General features: G+C 68.6%; 17 protein-coding genes. 16 read left to right on the top strand and 1 reads right to left on the bottom strand.

Annotated features, from left to right (window positions below; genetic code table 11):
* Nucleotides 1-132: 132 nt before the first annotated feature.
* The 6 genes from AOM45_RS16465 (at nt 133) to araA (ending at nt 9155) form a co-directional block, all read left to right on the top strand.
* Complete coding sequence (locus AOM45_RS16465) at nt 133-2610, top strand: alpha-L-arabinofuranosidase family protein (protein ID WP_030474277.1); 2478 nt, start codon at nt 133-135, stop codon at nt 2608-2610.
* A complete protein-coding gene (locus AOM45_RS16460) occupies nt 2607-4046 on the top strand; it encodes a family 43 glycosylhydrolase (protein WP_030474278.1) in 1440 nt (479 codons plus the stop codon). Before AOM45_RS16465 ends, AOM45_RS16460 begins: the two co-directional genes overlap by 4 nt.
* 83 nt (nt 4047-4129) lie before the next feature.
* Complete coding sequence (locus AOM45_RS16455) at nt 4130-5143, top strand: LacI family DNA-binding transcriptional regulator (RefSeq protein ID WP_030474279.1); 1014 nt, start codon at nt 4130-4132, stop codon at nt 5141-5143.
* 150 nt (nt 5144-5293) lie between these two features.
* Nucleotides 5294-6976 (top strand): ribulokinase, encoded by a 1683-nt coding sequence (gene araB / locus AOM45_RS16450; protein ID WP_236703698.1) that lies wholly within the window; start codon nt 5294-5296, stop codon nt 6974-6976.
* Entirely contained in the window at nt 6976-7629 is a 654-nt protein-coding gene (locus AOM45_RS16445) for an L-ribulose-5-phosphate 4-epimerase (RefSeq protein ID WP_030474281.1), read from the top strand. The genes araB and AOM45_RS16445 overlap by 1 nt, the downstream gene beginning before the upstream one ends.
* A 17-nt stretch (nt 7630-7646) precedes the next feature.
* On the top strand, nt 7647-9155 hold the full coding sequence (gene araA, locus AOM45_RS16440) for an L-arabinose isomerase (RefSeq protein WP_059362513.1): 1509 nt from the start codon (nt 7647-7649) through the stop codon (nt 9153-9155).
* Here araA and AOM45_RS16435 read toward each other — a convergent pair.
* Complete coding sequence (locus tag AOM45_RS16435; RefSeq protein ID WP_201779985.1) at nt 9125-9907, bottom strand: alpha/beta fold hydrolase; 783 nt, start codon at nt 9905-9907, stop codon at nt 9125-9127. The two genes, araA and AOM45_RS16435, sit on opposite strands and share 31 nt — an antisense overlap.
* Before the next feature lie 212 nt (nt 9908-10119).
* Here AOM45_RS16435 and AOM45_RS16430 point away from each other — a divergent pair, with 212 nt between their 5' ends.
* The 10 genes from AOM45_RS16430 (at nt 10120) to AOM45_RS16390 (ending at nt 16929) form a co-directional block, all read left to right on the top strand.
* Nucleotides 10120-10938 (top strand): hypothetical protein, encoded by an 819-nt coding sequence (locus AOM45_RS16430; protein ID WP_030470501.1) that lies wholly within the window; start codon nt 10120-10122, stop codon nt 10936-10938.
* Nucleotides 10939-11102: 164 nt separating this feature from the next.
* Nucleotides 11103-13085, top strand: a complete 1983-nt coding sequence (locus AOM45_RS16425) for an RICIN domain-containing protein (protein WP_030470502.1) — start codon at nt 11103-11105, stop codon at nt 13083-13085.
* A gap of 12 nt (nt 13086-13097) precedes the next feature.
* Nucleotides 13098-14006 (top strand): cellulose-binding domain-containing protein, encoded by a 909-nt coding sequence (locus tag AOM45_RS16420; RefSeq protein ID WP_156094133.1) that lies wholly within the window; start codon nt 13098-13100, stop codon nt 14004-14006.
* A 155-nt stretch (nt 14007-14161) separates the two neighbouring features.
* Nucleotides 14162-14464 (top strand): gas vesicle protein GvpO, encoded by a 303-nt coding sequence (locus tag AOM45_RS49570; protein WP_236703688.1) that lies wholly within the window; start codon nt 14162-14164, stop codon nt 14462-14464.
* Between the two features lie 14 nt (nt 14465-14478).
* Complete coding sequence (locus AOM45_RS16410; RefSeq protein ID WP_035912055.1) at nt 14479-14781, top strand: gas vesicle protein; 303 nt, start codon at nt 14479-14481, stop codon at nt 14779-14781.
* Nucleotides 14778-15455 carry a GvpL/GvpF family gas vesicle protein gene (locus AOM45_RS16405; protein WP_030470506.1) on the top strand — a complete coding sequence of 226 codons (678 nt, stop codon included), beginning with the start codon at nt 14778-14780 and terminating at the stop codon, nt 15453-15455. The genes AOM45_RS16410 and AOM45_RS16405 overlap by 4 nt, the downstream gene beginning before the upstream one ends.
* A complete protein-coding gene (gene gvpJ, locus AOM45_RS49565) occupies nt 15448-15609 on the top strand; it encodes a gas vesicle protein GvpJ (RefSeq protein ID WP_081902445.1) in 162 nt (53 codons plus the stop codon). The genes AOM45_RS16405 and gvpJ (AOM45_RS49565) overlap by 8 nt, the downstream gene beginning before the upstream one ends.
* Nucleotides 15606-15875 (top strand): gas vesicle protein K, encoded by a 270-nt coding sequence (locus tag AOM45_RS16400; RefSeq protein ID WP_035912021.1) that lies wholly within the window; start codon nt 15606-15608, stop codon nt 15873-15875. Before gvpJ (AOM45_RS49565) ends, AOM45_RS16400 begins: the two co-directional genes overlap by 4 nt.
* On the top strand, nt 15872-16234 hold the full coding sequence (gvpJ, locus tag AOM45_RS16395) for a gas vesicle protein GvpJ (RefSeq protein WP_030470508.1): 363 nt from the start codon (nt 15872-15874) through the stop codon (nt 16232-16234). Before AOM45_RS16400 ends, gvpJ (AOM45_RS16395) begins: the two co-directional genes overlap by 4 nt.
* Nucleotides 16231-16929: a GvpL/GvpF family gas vesicle protein gene (locus AOM45_RS16390; protein WP_051784189.1), complete on the top strand. Its 699-nt coding sequence runs from the start codon at nt 16231-16233 to the stop codon at nt 16927-16929. Before gvpJ (AOM45_RS16395) ends, AOM45_RS16390 begins: the two co-directional genes overlap by 4 nt.
* The last annotated feature ends 4 nt before the right edge of the window (nt 16930-16933 follow it).

The raw sequence follows: 16933 nt of genomic DNA, 5'->3' as shown, positions 1-16933 counted from the left end.
TGAACGCTCACATCCGGCGCGTCAAGCCTTCGGCCATAACGACTTGTAACCGTTGACCTGATTCCATTGCGGTCGTATGTTAGCGCTCACTTTTCCTGCGAAGGCACTTCCGAACGCCGGGAGCTCTACTTCATGTCCCCCAGGCACGTTCTGCTGTCCGCCGCACTCGCGGCCTCCCTGCTGGCCGCCGTCCCCGGTTCGGGCGCGGCGGTCGACACCGACTACACGCTCAAGGTCGACGCCACGAAGAAGGGCGCGTCGATCGACGACACGATGTACGGCGTCTTCTTCGAGGACATCAACCGGGCCGCCGACGGTGGCCTGTACGCCGAGCTCGTCCAGAACCGTTCGTTCGAGTACGACAAGGCCGACAACGCGAGCTACACACCGCTGACCGGATGGGCACCGCACAGCGGCACGGTAGACGTGATCGACGACAACGGCCGGATGAACGACCGCAACCGCCGTTACCTCAAGCTCGGCCTGCCCGCGGGCGTCATCAACTCGGGCTACAACTCCGGCATCGCCGTCCAGGAGGGACAGCGCTACGACTTCTCCGTCTGGGCGCGCACCGACCAGGCCACCACGCCGCTGACCGCCACGATCACCGACCCGGCGGGCAACGCGCTGGGCGATCCGGTGAAGGTGCAGGTCAAGGGCGACGGCTGGACCCGCTACAGCGGCACGGTCCGCGCGAAGAAGTCCACCACGACCGGCAGGCTGCTGGTCACCGGTGACGGCGGCGGCACCCTGCGCCTCGACATGATCTCGCTGATGCCGCGGGACACCTTCAAGGGCCACGGCCTGCGCCGCGACCTGGCCGAGAAGATCGCCGCGCTCAAACCCGGCTTCGTCCGGTTCCCCGGTGGCTGCCTGGTCAACACCGGCAGCCACTACGGCTACGACGCGCCGAACTACGAGCGCCGCCGTTCGTACCAGTGGAAGGACACGATCGGCCCAGTCGAGCAGCGTGCCACCAACTGGAACTTCTGGGGCTACAACCAGTCCTACGGCCTCGGCTACTACGAGTACTTCCAGTTCTCCGAGGACGTCGGCGCCATGCCGCTGCCCGTCGTGCCCGCGCTCGTCACCGGCTGCGGCCAGAACCGCGCCACCGACGACCCCGCGCTGCTGCAACGGCACATCCAGGACACGCTCGACCTCATCGAGTTCGCCAACGGTCCCGCCGACTCGGCGTGGGGCCGCAAGCGCGCCGAGATGGGGCACCCCAAGCCGTTCAAGCTCACGCACCTCTCGGTCGGCAACGAGGAGAACCTGCCCGACGAGTTCTTCGCCCGCTTCACCGAGTTCCGCAAGGCCATCAACGCCAAGTACCCGGACATCACCGTCGTCAGCAACTCCGGCCCCGACGACACCGGCGGCACGTTCGACCGCCTGTGGCAGCTCAACAAGCAGGCCGGCGTGAAGATGGTCGACGAGCACTACTACAACAGCCCGAGCTGGTTCCTGGAGAACAACAACCGCTACGACTCCTACGACCGCAACGGTCCGAAGGTGTTCCTCGGCGAGTACGCCTCTCTGGACAACAAGTTCTTCAACGCGCTGAGCGAAGCCGCGTTCATGACCGGCCTCGAACGCAACGCCGACGTCGTGAAGCTCGCCTCCTACGCGCCATTGCTGTCCAACGAGGACTACGTGCAGTGGAAGCCGGACATGATCTGGTTCAACAACCACGCGTCGTGGGGATCGGCCAGCTACGAGACGCAGAAGCTGTTCATGAACAACGTCGGTGACGAGGTCGTGCCCAGCACGGCGTCGGCCACGCCGTCCACCCAGGCCCCGATCACCGGCGCGATCGGCCTCTCGACGTGGGCGACCGCCGCGAGCTACGACGACGTGCGCGTCACCAGCACGTCCGGCCAGCAGCTGTTCAACGACGACTTCTCCGGCACCGACGCGCAGTGGACCAGGACCGGCAAGGGCACCTGGAACGTCGTGAACGGCGCCTACGTCCAGTCCGACGCCGCCGCCGAGAACACGCTCGTGACCGCCGGCGACCGGAACTGGCACGACTACACCCTGAACCTCAAGGCCACCAAGCAGTCCGGCCGCGAGGGCTTCCTCGTCGCGTTCGGCGTGCAGGACACCGGCAACTACTACTGGTGGAACCTCGGCGGCTGGAACAACACCCAGTCCGCGGTGGAGAAGGCCGTCGGCGGTGGCAAGAGCACGCTGATGAGCAACAACACCAGCATCGAGACCGGCCGCACCTACGACGTGCGGGTCGAGGTGAAGGGACGCCACGTCGCGCTGTTCCTCGACGGGCAGAAGTGGGGCGAGTTCACCGACGACAAGCTGGCCGAGCCGTTCCGTCAGGTCGTCACCCGCGACCTCGCCACCGGTGAGCTGATCGTCAAGGTCGTCAACGCCCAGGACAACGCCGCCCGCACCAAGATCGACCTCGGTGTCCCGGTGGCGTCCACCGCGCGGGTCACCACCCTGCAGGGACGCCCCGACGACATCAACACCGAGTTCGTCCAGCCCATCAAGCCGCGCACGTCCCAGGTGAGCGTGCGCAGCTCGTTCAGCTACACGTTCCCGCCGAACTCCATCACGGTCTTCCGCGTCAAGGACAGGAGCCGCAAGTGATCGACCGCAGAACCCTGTTGCTGGGCACCGGTGGTGTTCTCGCCGCCACCGGCACGGTGTCGCTCGCGGCCTCCGCTCCTGTCGTGGCCGCGCCGGAAGCACCGGCCGAGCTGCCCACCCGCAGCCCGCTCGTCGAGCAGCGCGCCGACCCGTTCATCACGCCGCCGACCGACGGCATGTACTACCTGACCGGGTCCGTGCCGGAGTACGACCGGATCGTCATCCGCGGCGCGTCCACCCTGGACGGCCTGACCTCGGCACGGGAACGCACGATCTGGCGCCGTCCGGCGTCCGGCAGGATGGGCGGCTACATCTGGGCGCCGGAGCTGCACCGCATCGACGGCAAGTGGTACGTCTACTTCGCCGCCGGTGACAAGGACGAACCGTTCCGCATCCGCACCTACGTGCTGGAGTCCCCGAACGCCGACCCGCGCGCGGACGGCTGGGTGCTGCGCGGCCAGATCGTGACGCACCTGGACACGTTCACCCTGGACGCGACGACGTTCGCGCACCGCGGCAAGCGCTACCTCCTGTGGGCGCAGAACGACCCCGCCGTCGGTTCCGGCACCAACCTCTACATCGCCGAGATGGCCTCGCCGCTCGCGTTGAAGACCGCGCCGGTGCGGATCGCCACGCCGACGGCGTCGTGGGAGGTGCAGGGTTTCCGGGTGAACGAGGGCCCGGCGGTGCTCATCCGCAACGGCCGGGTGTTCGTGACGTTCTCCGCGAGCGCCACCGACGCCCGGTACTGCATGGGCCTGCTGACCGCCGACGAGAACGCGAACCTGCTCGACGCGCGGTCGTGGACCAAGTCGCCGAACCCGGTGTTCGCGACCAACGCGCCGAGCTCGCAGTACGGGCCGGGGCACAACTCGTTCACGACGGTCGGCGACATGGACGTGCTGGTCTACCACGCCCGCGACTACCGCGACATCAACGGCGACCCGCTGTTCGACCCGAACCGGCACACCCGAGTGCAGCGCCTGCACTGGAACGCCGACGGCACACCGAGCTTCGGCGTCCCGGTCGGCAAGGGCGGCCCGATCTCGCGGCTGGCCACGATGGACGGACTGCACGTGCGGCACTACGAGTACCAGCTGCGGGTCGACGGCAACGTCCGCGAGCTGGCCGACTCGCAGTTCCGGTTCGTACCGGGGCTTCTCGGCACCGGGACGGTCGCGCTGCAGTCGGTGAACTTCCCCGACCGGTACGTGCGGGCGGACGCGAACGGGGTCCGCATCGACCCGTTCGAGGACTCCGACGCGTACGGCCGGGCGACCAGCTTCACGCAGGTTCGGGGGCTCGCCGACGGCAAGGCGATTTCGTTGAATGTTGGAGCAGATTCTTATCTCATTCACGATCGGGGCAGACTGGTGGTCGGCAGACCCGGAAACGACCGCGACGCGCGCCGACGTGCGACGTTCCGGCTCGAGTAGGAGTCACAATGGGTCTGCTGAACCGAGGCTGACGGGTGTTATCGCTAACACCCTAGGTCTAGACCAAGGATCGGAGACCGTTCGTGGACCAGAAGACCACGCGTGACCCCGCGATGACCGACGTCGCCCGCCTGGCCGGGGTGTCCCACCAGACGGTTTCGCGCGTGCTCAACGACCATCCGAACGTTCGCGAGCAGACCCGGCTGCGGGTTCGCGCCGCCATCAAGGAGCTGGGCTACCGTCCGAACAGGGCAGCTCGTGCCCTGGTCACCGGCAAGACCTACCTGATCGGCGTGGTCGCGCAGAACTCGACGCTGTACGGCCCGGCCTCGCTGCTGTCCGCCTTCGAGGAGGCGGCGGGCGAGGCCGGGTTCGGTGTGAGCGTCGGCCGCGTCAAGGTCCTCGACCGCGACTCGATAGCGGCCGCCGTCGAACGCCACCGCGACCAGCGCGTGGCGGGCATCGTCGTGATCGCACCGAACTCGTCCGCCGCCGACGCGCTCGCCGACGTCCCCGCCGGCCTGCCGCTGGTGACTGTGGACGGTGACCCCGGCCGGCCGACGCCGCTGGTGACGGTCGACCAGGCGTCGGGGGCCTACGACGCCACCGAGCACCTCCTGAACGCCGGGCACGACACGGTGTGGCACGTCTCCGGTCCGACCGACTGGTTCGACGCGGCCGGTCGCGTGCAGGGCTGGCGCGAGGCGCTGGAGGCGGCAGGCAAGGAGGTGCCGCCGGTGATGGCCGCCGACTGGAGCGCGGCCTCCGGCTACAAGGCGGGGCAGATGCTGGCGAGGATGCCCGAGGTCACGGCGGTGTTCTGCTCGAACGACCACCTCGCCCTCGGCGTGCTGCGGGCGATGCACGAACGCGGCAGGCGGGTGCCGCACGACGTGAGCGTGGTCGGCTTCGACGACGTGCCGGAAGCCGCGTACTTCATCCCGCCGCTCACGACCATCCGCCCGGACTTCGCGGCGGTGGCACGGGAGACGCTGGGGTTGTTGCTCGAGCAGGTGAGCGAGGGCGAGTCCGCGCAGCCGCGGCGTTCCATCAAACCTGTTCTGGTGGCGCGGGACAGCGTGGCACCGCCCGCCTGATCGCCGGGTGGGCCCAGGTCCCGGCCGGCCTCCGTCGACCGGGACGTCTTGTCATACGTTCACTCTCTTGGCCCACCTAGCCTCATCAAGGCTTTCGCGACTTCTCCGCCCGTACTTGACGGACCGAATGTTAGCGATAACACTCAGCGCGTGACTGACAAGACGATCCATCCCGACGCCTGTGTGGTGGGTGTCGACTTCGGCACGTTGTCCGGCCGTGCGGTGGTGGTGCGCGTCCGTGACGGTGCCGAGCTCGGCACCGCGGTGCACGACTACAGCCACGGCGTGGTGGACGGAGTGCTGCCCGCGACGGGCCGCGCCCTGCCGCCGGAGTGGGCGCTCCAGGTTCCGAGCGACTACCTCGACGTCCTGCGGACCGCCGTCCCTCAGGCCGTGGCGGACGCCGGTGTCGCGCCGGAGCTCGTCATCGGGATCGGCACCGACTTCACCGCCTGCACGATGGTTCCGGTGACCGCCGACGGAACCCCGTTGTGCGACCTGCCGGAGTTCGCGGAGAACCCGCACGCCTACGTGAAGCTGTGGCGTCACCACGCCGCGCAGGGGCAGGCCGACCGGATCAACGACCTGGCACACGACCGCAAGGAGTCGTGGCTTCCGCGTTACGGCGGGCTGATCTCGTCGGAGTGGGAGTTCGCCAAGGGCTTGCAGGTGCTGGAGGAGGCGCCTGAGGTCTATGCGGCGATGGAGCACTGGGTCGAGGCGGCGGACTGGATCATCTGGCAGCTCACCGGCCGGTACACGCGCAACGCCTGCACCGCCGGGTACAAGGGGATCCACCAGGACGGTGCGTACCCGAGCGAGGAGTTCCTCGCCGAGCTCAACCCCGCGTTCGCGACTTTCGTGGCGGACAAGCTCGACCACCCGCTGTCCGCGCTGGGCGACACGGCCGGAACCCTGACCGCTGAAGCCGCGGCGTGGACCGGGCTGCCCGAGGGAATCGCGGTCGCGGTCGGCAACGTCGATGCGCACGTGACCGCTCCGGCCGCGCAGGCGGTGGAGCCGGGGCAGATGGTCGCGATCATGGGCACGTCCACGTGTCACGTGATGAGCGGCGATGTGCTGCGTGAGGTTCCTGGCATGTGCGGTGTCGTGGACGGCGGCATTGTTCCGGGGTTGTGGGGTTACGAGGCCGGGCAGAGCGGTGTCGGTGACATCTTCGCTTGGTTCGTGAAGAACCAGGTTCCGCCCGCCTACCACGAGCAGGCGAACGAGCGCGGCATCACGGTGCACGAACTCCTCACCGAACTCGCTGCCACGCAACGGGTTGGTGAGCACGGCCTGGTCGCGCTGGACTGGCACAGCGGCAACAGGTCCGTGCTGGTCGACCACGAACTGTCCGGTGTGGTCGTCGGGCAGACGCTGGCGACGAAGGCCGAAGACGTCTACCGGGCGTTGCTGGAGGCCACGGCGTTCGGTACGCGGGTCATCATCGACACCTTCACCGACGCCGGCGTGCCCGTGACCGAACTGGTGATCGCCGGTGGTCTGGTCAAGAACCCGTTGCTGATGCAGATCTACGCCGACGTCGTGAACCTGCCGCTGTCGGTCATCGGTTCGGCGCAGGGGCCGGCGCTCGGTTCGGCGATGCACGCGGCGGTGGCCGCGGGGGCGTTCGAAGACATCCGCGGTGCCGCGAACGCCATGGGATCGGTGCAGCGTCACGTCTTCACGCCGATTCCGGAGAACGTCGAGGCCTACGAACGGCTGTTCCTCGACTACCTCGAGCTGCACGACTACTTCGGCCGCGGTGTCAACGACGTCATGCGCCGGCTGCGCAAGTTCCGCCGTGACGCACTGGAAGGGAAGAACTGATGTCGGTGACCTCTGAGCTGCGCCGCACGGTCGCCGACCTGCACCGCGAGCTCACCAAGTACGAGCTGGTGATCTGGACCGCGGGCAACGTCTCCGCGCGCGTGCCGGGCCACGAGCTGATGGTGATCAAGCCGTCCGGGGTGTCCTACGACCAGCTGGGGCCGGACGCGATGGTCGTGACCGACCTGCACGGCAAGCTCGTCGAGGGTGAGTTCGCGCCGTCGTCGGACACCGCCGCGCACGCGTACGTCTACCGCCACATGCCCGAGGTGAACGGTGTCGTGCACACGCATTCCCCTTACGCCACGGCGTGGGCGGCGCGCGGAGAGCCGATTCCCTGTGTGCTGACGATGATCGCGGACGAGTTCGGCGGTGAGATCCCGGTCGGCCCGTTCGCGTTGATCGGCGACGACTCGATCGGGCGCGGCATCGTGGAAACCTTGCGCGGCAGCAGGTCCCGGGCGGTGCTGATGCGCAACCACGGCCCGTTCACGGTCGGCCCGAGCGCGCGTTCGGCGGTGAAGTCCGCCGTGATGCTGGAGGACGTGGCACGCACCGTCCACTTCGCACTCCAGCTCGGCAAGGCCGAACCGATCGAACAGCAGGACGTCGACCGGCTCTACCAGCGCTACCAGAACGTCTACGGGCAGTGAGCCCACGAGGAGAGAAGATGTCGTTCGCGGGCAAGCCCCAGGTCTGGTTCCTGACGGGCGGCCAGCACCTGTACGGCCCCGAGACGCTCGACCAGGTGGCCGCGCAGTCGCAGCAGATCCAGCGGATGCTCAGCGAGTCCGGCCGGATCAGCACCGAGATCGTGTGGAAGCCGGTGCTGACCGACGCGGCCGCGATCCGCGGGATCATGCAGGAGGCGAACAACGACCCGTCGTGCGTCGGTGTGATCGCGTGGATGCACACGTTCTCCCCGGCGAAGATGTGGATCACCGGGCTGGACCTGCTGCGCAAACCTTTGCTGCACTTGCACACGCAGTTGAATGAGGCGCTGCCGTGGTCCACGATCGACATGGACTTCATGAACCTCAACCAGGCGGCGCACGGCGACCGGGAGTTCGCGTACATCCAGACGCGGATCGGCGTGGCGCGCAAGACGGTGGCGGGTCACGCGAGCGACCCGCACCTGGCCGAGCGCATCGACGGCTGGGCGCGTGCGGCGGCGGGTGTGGCGCATCTGCGGTCGTTGAAGCTGGCCCGGTTCGGCGACAACATGCGCGACGTCGCGGTGACCGAGGGCGACAAGGTCGAGGCGGAGCTGCGGTTCGGTGTCTCGGTCAACACCTACGGCGTGAATGATCTCGTGGCGAAGGTCGACGCAGTGTCCGACGCGGACATCGACCTGCTCGTGGCCGACTACGCCGAGACCTACCGGCTCGCCGCGGAACTCGCCCGCGGGGGAGACCGGCACGACTCGCTGCGCTACGCCGCCCGCATCGAGATCGGCCTGCGGTCCTTCCTGGACGAAGGCGGCTTCGGCGCGTTCACCACGAACTTCCAGGACCTCGGCGGACTGCGCCAGCTCCCCGGCCTCGCCGTCCAACGGCTCATGGCCGACGGCTACGGCTTCGGCGGCGAAGGCGACTGGAAGACCTCCGCACTGCTCGCCGCCGTCAAGGCCATGGGCGTCGGCACGGGCCGCGGCACCTCATTCATGGAGGACTACACCTACCACTTCGGACCCGGCACCCCGAAGATCCTCGGCGCCCACATGCTGGAGGTGTGCCCGACGATCGCGGCGGACCAGCCGTCGTGTGAAATCCACCCGCTCGGCATCGGCGACCGCGAAGACCCCGTCCGACTCGTCTTCGACGCCACCCCCGGACCCGCCGTCGTGATCGGCCTGGCCGACCTCGGCGACCGCTTCCGATTGGTGGCCAATGAAATCACCGTCGTCCCACCCGACGAGCCGCTGCCCAACCTGTCCGTCGCCCGCGCCGTCTGGCAGCCCGCACCGTCACTGTCCACCTCGGCCGAGTGCTGGCTCACCGCCGGCGGACCCCACCACACGGTCATGACCCACGCGGTCGGGGCCGAGACGCTGCGGGACTTCGCCACCATGGCGGCCACCGAACTGGTGCTGATCGACTCGTCGACCACCCCGGCCCAGTTCGGTGACCGGTTGCGCTGGAACGCCGCCTACCACCGCCTGGCGGCCGGAATTCGCTGACTGAGGTCGCCGGCGTAGAACCCGGCGATCCGCTTCCACGTCGCGACGGGGTTGGAGTACATCGGGAGGTGCCCGCTGTGCGGGATCTCGGCGAGCTCCACCCCGTTCGCGTCGAGCAGCGGCAAATAGGACAGTGACGCGCATTCCTCGCCGTAGAGGTACATCTTCGGGATGGGGAGCGCGAGGAACTTGTTCAACAGCTCCCCGTGGTCGGCGAGCTCGACCACGGACCGGAAGATGCCGGGCACGGCTCCCGGGCGGATCTTGTACGGCAGGTTCGCGCCGTACAGGCCGCTCGAGTAGCCCTGGGAGTGGCGGATTCCCTCGACGAACCGGTGGAAGAGGTCGCCGGTCTCCTGGTGGGACAGCAACTGCCTGGTCGGCGCGCAGTCCTCGGGAGCGAGCGTGCCCTTGATGTTGACGAAGCTGAGCACCCGGCTCGGTTCGCGGTGCGCGAGCAGCAGCGCCGTGAGACCGCCGAGCGAGTGCCCGACGACGTGGTAGCGGCCGATGCCGGCGCGATCGAGCACGGCGCGGGCGGTGTCCACGATGAACGGCACGTCGATCGCCCTGAGGTCGGCGCACTCCGTGGCGCCGCATCCGGGCAGGTCGAACGCCAGGAAAGCGCGTTCCGTGAACTCGTGCCGCTGGGTGATGTCGGTGTAGTCCTCCTTGCTCGTGCCGAAGCCGTGCAGGAAGACGATCGGCTCGGCGGTGCCCCCGCGGTGCACGGCGGCGACCTTGAGGTTCACCCCCTGAACTCTCAAGAGAAGCTGGTCGTGCACGACTCTGTGCCCCGATGGCATGGCGGACCCCGAATTCTGCGCAGGTGCGGGCTGCGGAACGACGGGACGCCAGCATGCCATTTGCTGTGAGCGCTCACAAGTGGTTGAACCCTTGACCGTCCCGGTCCGTATCCCGCTGTGCCGGCAGATTTCATCCACTGATTCGTGAGGGTTCGAACATGTCGAGAGCGCATGCAAAACCAGAACGGCGCAAGCGGGTGCTCGTCGCCGGAATCGCCGTCGCCGCGACGCTGACCGCCGGTACCGCTATCGCCGCGTTCGCCGCGGGTGAGGGCAACAACGCCGCTGGCCAGTCGATCGCGTGCCCGAAGCCCGTCATCCCCGCGGTTCCCGCCCAGGCGCAGGCCGAGGTCCAGCGTGAACTGGCGAACCTGGACAAGCAGATAGCCGAGGCGAACAACCGTCTGCGCACGTCGGCGGGTCAGGGTGGCCCGAACTTCGTGCAGAACGCGATTGTCGGTCCGTTGAAGGACAAGCGTGTCGCGGCGCTGAACCGGATCGAAACAGCGATCGGCCGCGTGGCGGAGAAGCCGGAGGGGCTTGAACGATTCGCGCCCTGCGGAGTCGGCTCGGCGCCGGCGGTGGCGGCGGCGCCGACGAAGCAGGCGTCCGGCAACAACGGGAACGCGAACGGCAACGGCAACGGCAACGCGAACGGCAACAACGGGTCCGGAAACAACGCGTCGGCGTCGGGGAAGACGATCGAGTGTCCGCTGCCCGTCGTGCAGAACGTCCCGGCTCAGGCGAAGGCCGAAGTGGACCGCGAGCTCGCCAACCTCGGCAAGCAGCAGGCCGAGGCGAACGAGCGGCTGCGGACGTCCGCGGGTCAGGGTGGCCCGAACTTCGTGCAGAACGCGATTCTCGGCCCGTTGAAGGACAAGCGCGTCGCGGCGCTCAACCGGATCGAGACCGCGATCGGTCGCGTCGCCGCGAAGCCGGAAGGCCTGGAACGCTTCGCCACCTGCTCGCTCAAGTGACCCTCCTCGGGGTGTGAGCGAGCAGAGCCCGCCTCTCCTCGGGGGGCGAGCGTTCCTGGGAAAGGGCTTGCCGAGCGGTCGCGCCACCGCTCGGCAAGCCCTTGACGCACCATGCCGTCCTCGGTAGATGTTAGCGCGCACATCGACTGTTCGACGGAGAACCGATGACAAGATTCCCTGCACTTCTCGCCGCTTCGGCGCTCACGTTGTCCACAGTGGTCGCCAGCGGAGTTCCCGCCGCGGCCGCTGTGGAGTCCGTGACCGTGCGGCCGGATCCGACCTACCAACAGGAGTCCTTCCAGGGGTGGGGAACGAGCCTCATCTGGTTCGCGAACGCCACCGGGGGATACCCGGACGAGATTCGCAACCAGCTCGCCGAGCTGCTGTTCGGTGAGGACGGGCTCAACCTCAACATCGCCCGCTACAACATCGGTGGCGGCAACGCCCCGGACGTGCCGTCGTACCTGCGCGCCGGCGCGGCCGTGCCCGGTTGGTGGAAAGCGCCTTCCGGGACCACTCGCAAGGACACCGACTGGTGGAAGCCGGGTGATCCGCGGTTCTTCGACGCCTCGGCGGACCCGCGCCAGCGCTGGTGGGTCGACAAGATCAAGTCTCAGGTCACGAAGTGGGAGGCGTTCAGCAACTCGCCGCCGTGGTTCCAGACCGTCAGCGGGTACGTCTCCGGCGGTTTCGACGCGTCGGCCGACCAGCTGCGCGAGGACCGCGTCAAGGACTTCGCCGCGTACCTGACGCAGGCGACCGCGGAGCTCGAGCGCGCGCACGGCATCAAGTTCTCGACGCTCGACCCGTTCAACGAGCCCAACACCACGTACTGGGGCACGAAGCTCGGTCCGGACGGCAACCCGACGGGCGGCCGCCAGGAGGGCGCGCACATGAGCCCGGCGCTGCAGGCGAAGGTCGTGCCCGCCGTGGCCGACGCGTTGCGCGCCAAGCGGTTGAAGGCAGTCGTGTCCGCACCGGACGAGACCAACCCCGGCATCTTCGCCGACGACTGGGCGGGGTACCCGGCCGCCGTGCGCTCGCAGGTCGGTCAGCTCAACGTCCACACCTACGGCCAGGACCGCCGCACGTCCGCGCGTGACATCGCCAAGGCCGCGGACAAGCCGATGTGGATGAGCGAGGTCGACGGGTCCTGGGGCAACTCCCAGAACTTCACCGCCATGGACTCCGGGCTGGGCATCGCCGCACGGGTGATCGACGACCTGCGCGAGCTCGAGCCCCGCGCCTGGCTGCTGTGGCAGGCCGTCGAGGACTACGACAACATGAAGCCCGGCGGCGAGACGCCGAACGGCATGAACTGGGGCGTCGTCCAGATCCCGTTCAACTGCGGCCCGCAGGACACGCTCGCGACCTGCCCCGCGCGGGTCAACAGCAAGTTCCACACGCTGCGGAACTTCACGCACTACATCAAGCCGGGCGACCGGATGATCAAGGTCAACACCAAGTCCGACGTGGCGGCGGTGCGCAACACCGAGCTGAAGTCCGTGGTGCACCTGAACCAGTCCGAGCAGCCGCAGTCGGTCACCCTGGACCTGTCCGCGTTCGGGTCGGTGCGGCCGAACGCCTCGGTCCGTCCGATCGTGACGGACATGTTCGGCGCGCTCGTCAAGGGCGGCGCGGTGAAGGTGAAGGACCGCAAGGCGACCCTCACCGTGCCCGCGAAGTCGGTCGTGACGTTCGACGTGACGGGCGTGAGCGGACTGGACCGTTCGGCCGCGCTGAACGGCAAGTACCGCCTCACGGGCGCGCAGAGCGGCAAGTCGCTCGCGCCGTCGGGCACCTCGCTGGTGCAGCGCACGACGAACACCGCCGCGCAGGACCAGGTGTGGCGTCTGGAGCGCAAGACGGGCGGTTACGGCAACGACGTCCAGTTCGCCGTGGTGAACTCCGCCACTGGCCAGCGAATCGCCGCTGTGGACGGTAACGCGACGCTGATCTCCAGCGACAGTCCGGCTGCCAGGTGGATCCTGTCCTCCACCGGCGACGACAGCTGGACCTTCGTCAACGCCGCGACGGGAGCGCTGCTCGACGTCGTCGGTGAGTCGCGTGAGGACGGCGCAAGAATCGGTTTGTACCACGCGACCTCTGGTGCGAACCAACGCTGGACAGCTTCTTCGGTGAGATAGTCGGGAGTGACGGTGGCGCGCAGCCATTTGCTGGTGATGTTGGTACTGCTCACCGGAGCGTGCACGGCTGAGCCGGCCGCGCCGCCACCGTCCACCCCGTCGTACCTGAAACCGCCCACGCTCATCAACGAGGTGGTGCCGCCCCAGAACGTGCTCACCGTCGTCCGCGACGTGATCGACGGCCGCACGGTCGAGCTGGCGGACGGCTCCAAGGTCCGCGTCGCCCTGCTCGCCCCGCCCGAGCCGTGCTGGGCGGAGGCCTCCCTGGCGTTCGCCAGGAAGACGCTGCTCGCCGCCTCGGTGCGCTTCACCGGCCTGACACCGGGCGAGATCAACATGGAGCTCGAGGACGGCACCGACTACGCGGTGCTCGCCGTGCAGCAGGGCGCGATGCGGCCGGAAGGCGTCGACGGCGGCCCGCTGATCGCCGCTCAGTCCGAAGCCGCCGCCGCGAAACGCGGGCTGTGGGGCCCGCCGTGTGACGGTTCCGGCACGGCCAAGCCGACTTCCGCGCCGACCACGACCACCACCACTTCCGCCACACCGCCACCGCCGCCCCCTCCTGGGCCGACGACCACCACGACACCGCCGCCGCCCGCGCGGTCGTGCGCGGTCGCGTACCGGATCGCCGGGCAGTGGCAGGGCGGCTTCCAAGCGACCGTGACCTGGCGCAACACCGGGACCTCGACGACCAACGGCTGGACGCTGCGCTGGAACCTCGCGAATGGCGAGTCCGTCAGGGAGATGTGGAACGCCTCGTCCCGGCAGTCCGGGGCGACCGTCAACGCCGTGAACGCCGACTACAACCCGCAGGTCGCGCCCGGCGGTTCGGTGCAGATCGGGTTCAACGCCAACGCGTGGGGTCCGCCGTCGACGCCCTCCTCCTTCTCCCTCAACGGGGCGCAGTGCTCGGTCGAGTAGTCGAACCGACGGCGCGATTGCGCCACTGAATTGCGCAACCGACTGAAACGGGCGGACCAGTGTTCGACCGTTTGCGCAGTTGAAAGTGAACGTGTTAATTCTTTCCCGGCGGGCAATTCGGCACGCCACTCTCCCGCATGCCTAAGATCGGGAGAGTGGCTGACGATTCGAATGACGGTTCGCCATCCGGAAAACCTGAAAAACTCACCGCGGTATTGGCAATTCGAGCCGCGACCGAACAGTTCAGTGCTCTGATCGGCAGGACACCGGAAGCCGTTTCGGGCATTCGCGCTGTGCCGGACGGCGGCTGGTCGGTGCTGGTCGACGTCGTCGAGCTGGAACGAATTCCGGCAACCACCAGCATCATCGCCACCTATCGAGTCGACGTCGACGCCGCCGGTGAGTTGTGCGGCTGCGAGCGGCTCAGGCGCTACACCCGTGGGACGACCGACATGTGACGGGATGGTTCTTCGTGGACAACAGATCCGGTTCGCTCGCCGACACGTTGGAACGCGTCCTGGACAAAGGTGTGGTGATAGTCGGGGACATCGCCGTCTGCGTGGTGGACATAGAGCTGCTCACGTTGCGGGTGCGGTTGTTCGTGGCTTCCGCGCAGACAGCGCGTGAGATGGGAATGGACTGGTGGACGAACGATCCTTTCTTCACACCCAAAGCGGTGGACCGGACCGCTGAGGCGAACGAGCTCGCCCAGCAGAACGCCGTGCTGCGCGACCGCGTCGCGGAGCTGGAGCGGGTGGTGGAGGAACGCCGATGAGCCGCGGTCTGTACGCCTACGCGATCACCAGGGACCTGCCTCTCGACCTCGCCGGGCCGTGGCTGGTCGGCCACCGCGGGCTCGCGCTCGTCGTGGCCGAGGTCGACCTGGACCGGTTCACCGGGCTCGACCTGGACGAGCCTTCCGAGGACAGCCCGCTCGCGGTGCTGGCCCGCTACCACGACGCCGTCGTGCGCTCGGTGTTCCGCCACGAACCGGTGCTGCCGCTGCGGTTCGGGACCGTCCTCGAAGGGGCCGACGCGGCCGTGCGGTTGCTCGACGCCCGCCACGAGGAGGTGTCGGCCTGGCTGGACCGCGTGCGGGGACGGCAGGAGTGGGGAGTGAAAGTGCGTGCCGCGCAACGGGAAGCGGTGCGGCTCGACGGGCTTTCCGGCACGGCGTACCTGGCTCAACGCCGGCAGCGGCTCGCCGACGCCGACGCGGTTCGCCGTGCCGCCGCGGTTCTGCACGAGAAGCTGGGCGAACGGGCGGACGAGAGCGTGTCCCGCGACGTCACCCGCGACGCGCTCCTGGAAACCGCTTACCTGGTGGACGCCGGGACGGAGTTCCCCGCCGAGGCCGACCGGCTGGCCGCCGAGCTGGGGCTCGCGGTGGAGATCACCGGGCCGTGGCCGCCGTACTCGTTCACGAAGGTGGAGCTCGCCGATGCCTGAGCACGGCACGGCGAGCCTGGTCGACCTGCTCGACCGGGTGGTGCACCGGGGCGCGGTCGTGCGGGGTGACGTGGTGATCGCGCTGGCGGGCGTGGAACTGATCCGGCTCGACCTGAGGTTGTTGTTGATCGGCATCGGCGGCGAGATCCGATGAGCGCGCAGGACGCGGGACGCGGACTGGGCCGGATCGTCGTGGCGGTGCTGGAGATCGTGTGCGAACTGCTCGAGCGTCAGGCGCTGCGCCGGGTGGACGCGGGCACCCTCACCGCGGAGGAGGTGGAGAACCTCGGTCAGGCGCTGATCTCGCTGCAACGCCAGTTCGCGGCGTTGCGCGAAGCACTCGGAGATCCCGACACGTCCGGTGTCCGGCTGCCGGTCGACATCGCGAGCCTGTCGCACGAAGAGAGGACATCATCGTGACCGCTCCTGCCGTTCCGGGCTCCGGCGGCCTGGCCGACGTGCTGAACGTCCTGCTGGACAAGGGACTCGTGATCGACGCGTCGGTGAAGGTGTCGTTGATCGGCATCGAGATCCTGAGCATCGACATCAAGGTCGTGATCGCGAGCGTCGACACCTACATCCGTTATCTCGAGGCGATGCAACGACTCGAAGTCGCGCGCAGAGGTGTGGTGGTGCAGCCGCCAGGGGGACAGGGCATCGCCGGCACCTACGGCCTGCTGACCCAGGCGGCGGTCCCGGCGGTGGTCGCACCCGCCGTCGTCACACCGGCTCCCGCCGTCACGCCGGCTCCCGTCGCCGTGGAGGAACCCCAGCCGTGAGCCTGTTCTTGCACGGGGTGGTGCGGGCGAGCCACCGTCTGCCGGAATGCTCGCCGTTCCGGTTGATCGGCCTGGACGAGCTCGCGGTCGTGGTGAGCGACCGGCGGGAGAACCGCGAGCTGACCGAGGAGGAGGCCACGGCCCACCTCGCGGAGCTGTGCGCGTTGCTGCCGGGCGGACCGGTGCTGCCGCTGCGGATCGGCACGGTCGCGGTCGACGAGGCCGCGGCCCGTGCCGCCGTGCTCGCGCTCAGGGCGCCGCTGCTGCGCCAGCACCTCGACCGGTTGGACGGCTTGGCGGAGATGCACGTTCGCCTCGTGTTCGACGAGGACACCGCGCTTCGTGCCGTGCACGGCAAGGCGACGTTCACCGCACGGGGCGCGGACCTCACGTCCACCATCGCGGGAGGTGAGCAGATCGCCAGGGAGATCGTCGCGTGGCGCAGGAGTCAGGCCGACGCGGTGCTCGCACCGGTGTCGGCGATGGCGCGGTCGGTCGCCCTGCTCGAAGCGCCGGAGCACACCGAGGAGCTCCGGGCGTACCTGGTGCGACTGGACGAGGCCGAGGGCGTCCGGGCCGCGGTCGCCGGGCTCGGTGGTGTCGTGGCGACCTGCACCGGCCCGCTGCCCGCGTTCCACTTCCTCGACCTGGCACCGCGAAACGCTCAGCAGCCGGCCTCGCGCTGGGGCTGGTAGGTCT

The organism is Lentzea aerocolonigenes (genome assembly GCF_000974445.1).
Classification (GTDB): Bacteria; Actinomycetota; Actinomycetes; order Mycobacteriales; family Pseudonocardiaceae; genus Lentzea; species Lentzea aerocolonigenes.
This window is presented reverse-complemented; position numbering and strand designations above follow the sequence as displayed.